General features: G+C 72.9%; 1 protein-coding gene. It reads right to left on the reverse strand.

Annotated elements, in window-relative coordinates:
• Window positions 1-15 precede the first annotated feature (15 nt).
• A partial coding sequence (locus PUR61_RS00090; protein WP_329874321.1) for a mandelate racemase/muconate lactonizing enzyme family protein occupies window positions 16-1169 on the reverse strand: 1154 nt, incomplete at its 5' end.

The following is a 1169-nucleotide window of genomic DNA, read 5'->3' on the forward strand; positions in this document are numbered from 1 at the left end:
CGGTCCGGCCGGTCGTCAGAACCGGGCGATCACGTACCGGTCGACGGTGTCCTCGTCGAGCTCGAAGCCCAGGCCGGGCCCGGTCGGGACGACCAGCGCGCCGTCGGTGAACTTCGGCGGGTTGACCAGGATGTTCTCCCGGATCGGGTTGGGCAGCCGGTTGTACTCGTAGGTGCGCAGGTTCGGGGTGGCCGCGCAGAGCTGCAGGGCCGCGCAGAGGCTGACGCCGGAGCCGACCCCGTGCGGGGCGATGTCCACGTGGAACGCGGAGGCGAGCGCGGACAGCCGCATGGCCTCGGTGATGCCGCCGCAGCGGGCCACGTTCGGCATGAAGACGTCGATCGCGCGGTGCAGCAGCGAGTCCCGCAGGTCGAAGCGGGTGAAGTGGGTCTCGCCGTTGACGACCGTCAGGCCGGTCCGGCGGCGCAGCTCGGCGAGGTTGGCGAGGTCGTCCACCTGGAGCGGCTCCTCGTACCAGGAGATGCCGAGGTCGGCGAGGACGGCGCCGACCCGGGTGGCCTCGTCGAGGTCGTAGGCGCAGTTGACGTCGGTGAGGATCTCGATGCCGTCGCCGACGGCGGCGCGGACGGCGGTGAGGTGGGCGCGGTCGGTGCGCTCGCCGCGGCCGATCTTGACCTTGAGGGCCTTGAAGCCGTCGTCGACGAAGCCGAGGGCCTGCCGGGCGGAGTCCTCGGGGTCGGCGTGCAGGGCGACCGGGCTGGCGTAGCAGTCGACGGTCTCGCGGACGGGGCCGCCGAGGAGGCGGTGGACGGGGACGCCGGCGAGCTTGCCGCGGAGGTCCCACAGGGCGAGGTCGACGCCGGCCATCGCTTCGAGGTAGAAGCCGCGGTTGTGGCCGCCGGCGGCCTGGCCCTTGAACAGCCGCTCCCAGATCGCGCCGGTGGCCAGCGCGTCCTGGCCGATCAGCAGCGGCGCCAGGACGGTCGCGACGACGGTGGCGGTGACCTGCGGGCTCGGCAGGCCGTACGCCTCGCCGATGCCGACCGAGCCGTCCTCGGTGTGGACCTTGACGAGGGTCGCGTACTGGCCCCGGCGGGGCAGCACCAGGTGGCTGGAGGCCGGGTACCGCAGCCAGTCCGGCACGTCCTCGGGCGAGTCGTACAGGTCGTCGAAGCTGGCGGACAGGGCTACGGCCTCGACCTTGGTGA

The organism is Streptomyces sp. BE20, assembly GCF_036322525.1.
In the GTDB taxonomy this organism is placed as follows: Bacteria; Actinomycetota; Actinomycetes; order Streptomycetales; family Streptomycetaceae; genus Kitasatospora.